At 67.1% G+C, this 2,324-nt stretch carries 3 protein-coding genes; all 3 read right to left on the minus strand.

Annotated elements, in window-relative coordinates; translation table 11 throughout:
• Positions 1–651: 651 nt before the first annotated feature.
• The 3 genes from AC08ON_RS16475 to AC08ON_RS16485 all read right to left on the minus strand — a co-directional run bounded on the left by AC08ON_RS16475 (position 652) and on the right by AC08ON_RS16485 (position 2,090).
• On the minus strand, positions 652–939 hold the full coding sequence (locus AC08ON_RS16475; protein WP_011434875.1) for a hypothetical protein: 288 nt from the start codon (positions 937–939) through the stop codon (positions 652–654).
• A 123-nt stretch (positions 940–1,062) separates the two neighbouring features.
• Positions 1,063–1,332, minus strand: coding sequence for a pyrophosphorylase (locus AC08ON_RS16480; RefSeq protein WP_476608401.1), 270 nt, complete (start codon positions 1,330–1,332; stop codon positions 1,063–1,065).
• Positions 1,320–2,090, minus strand: coding sequence for a hypothetical protein (locus tag AC08ON_RS16485; RefSeq protein ID WP_476617287.1), 771 nt, complete (start codon positions 2,088–2,090; stop codon positions 1,320–1,322). The genes AC08ON_RS16480 and AC08ON_RS16485 overlap by 13 nt, the downstream gene beginning before the upstream one ends.
• Positions 2,091–2,324 lie beyond the last annotated feature (234 nt).

The following is a 2,324-nucleotide window of genomic DNA, read 5'->3' on the forward strand; positions in this document are numbered from 1 at the left end:
GGCGGCGAGGACGGCCGCGCGGATCGAAGTGGTGTCGATGGTGGCGGGAGCGGCGTGGACATGAACGTCCCCGATCAGGCGCAGGGTCGGGCGCATGGGCACTCCGGGCACGGCCTCGTGCCCGGTCGCGTGGCGCTCATGCTAGGTCGCTGGAAGCCGGTTTCCAGGGCGAAGCAGCAGTTCCCTGACCTTCTTGTGACCATTACCTGGATCCGGTCGATGGCATGTCTCCGCCGTGGATGCCGGCGCTCCAGGCTCTGGACTGGGGCGAGCCGACGGGACTTGCGGGAGCGGCGCCGAGCCGCCTGGATGCCCGCACATCGATCTCGTGCAGTGGACACCCGGCCTCCTCGCGCTGCTGTGCCTGGACGGCGACAGAAGGACGAACCCGCTGTAATCGGGCCAGTGTGGTTGCGTAGAGGAAATTTCGGGATGAAAAATCTATGATACCCTACTCAAGGTCGGCATCTGGTGCCGTTCTGATGCTAAATGTCCAAATTTATTCTTACGTTGAGTTATCTCTAAAAGTGTCCACTGTCGCGGCGTACCAGGGCAGGCGTATCTTCGATCGACCACCTTGTCCATTCCCGCATCCGCGGAACACCGGCGCTGGCCACACACCGAGGCCGGACCGACCCCGGAGTGGTCTGGTCATCCGGCACTCTGGATCTCGTTCTGAATCTCGGCGAGCCGCGCACGTAGCTGATCCAGCTGGGTGTGCAGTTCGGTGAGGGTCCGGTCGTATCCCGGCCAGACGGTGGTCCGGAAATCGACCGCGCTACGGCCGTCCCAGCTCTCCGGGTCGATCAGTACCTTCGCCGCGGCGCGGAGCTCGTCGAAATGGGTGAGCAGCGGGCCGTTGATGATCGTGGTGAGATCGGCGATGGCGGTCACGGCTTGTGGCGTGCTGCGGACGGTGACATCGGACGGCTGGGTCATGGTGTGCTCCGGTGACGGGGAACTGGACGGCCGTCTCGGCGGCAAAGCGCCTCGATGGCATGGAAGAGAGCGAACGGCGCAGTGGACAGTGGTCCCGGGAGGGTGTGGTCCCGGGGTGATCCCTCAGCTTCCGGCCGCGGCGGTTCGGCGGTTGATCTCGGTGATGCCGCGGGCGAGCTCGGCGAGGTTCGTCCGCAGGTCGGTCAGCGCGTTCTGTACCTCCGGCCAGACCTGGGCACGAAAAACCTGCGCCTTCGGGCCCTCCCAGTTTCGCGGGTCCGCCAACGTATTGCCATGATTGATCAGATTTGTCGTGGTCGCCTGCAGATCGGGTAGCTGTCGGCTCATCCGCCCGGCCGCCTGTTGGGCCGCTGGTGTGGTCACGGTTCGCACGGCATTGTTCCTTTCGGGACTCGAGCAGAGGGGGACGTGAGCAGGTTGGGTGTCGGGGGACAGGCGACCTGGACGGGAAGGACGGCTCCGCGGCGCACCAGCACCCCGCGACCTGGAGGCGCGGGGCCGCCGATCGTGCGGGACAGCCGGACTCCGAGCAGTTCGCCGTCACCCGGCCGCCCCGGGGCCAGGAGTAGCCCGTACCCACTGCGGCGGACGTCGACGAGGAATCCGCGGTACTGGCCCAGCAGCTCCTCGGTCGTACCGGCGACGATCAACACGCCGCCGCCGTCGCGTGCGGCCTGCCAGAAGGCCGCCAGCTCGGCCGCGGCCCGTTCACCGACCAGTTCGGCGTCGTCGACGAGGACGACCAGAGGTTCGTCCCCTGACAGGCCGGTTGGCAGGTCGGTCAGCGACCGGGTGGTGTCGGTCCGACGGGTCTTCGGCGTGACGGCTGACTCACCCCGCCCGCGGCCGCCGTGACGGCCGGTGCTGTTGCTTCCCGCTTCCTCCACGAGGTTCATGGTTCCGTCCAGAACGGCAACGACGCCGGGTCGGTGGGCGAGGGAACGAAGGGGCGACGGACGCGGCGTCAACGCGACGATTCGGGCGCCCTCGGTAAGGAGTGACAATGCCAGCGTGAGTAGAACGCAACTGCGCCCGGATCGTGGCGGGCCGCTGATCATGAAACCGGGACTGTCGGCATCCAGATCCACCTCGACGATCTCCAGCTCGTCCCCTCCGATTCCGATCGGCACGTGCAGCGAAGATCGATTTTCTGGACGCATGGCCGCCGCCACGGATCTCCGCGACCGCCCGGGCGCGCGTTCCATCTGCTCGGATGTGACGAGGGAGGGCAGCGCGTCGATCCGGAAAGGACGACGATCGAAGCGCTCCGGCAGCCTTCGCGGCACCTCCACAGATCGGCCCGCATGGGACATCGCCCGAGAGCCCACCGCCCGCAGTGCCGCAACCTGAGCCCGGCCTGTGGC

The organism is Frankia sp. CoWAU3, assembly GCF_977971855.1.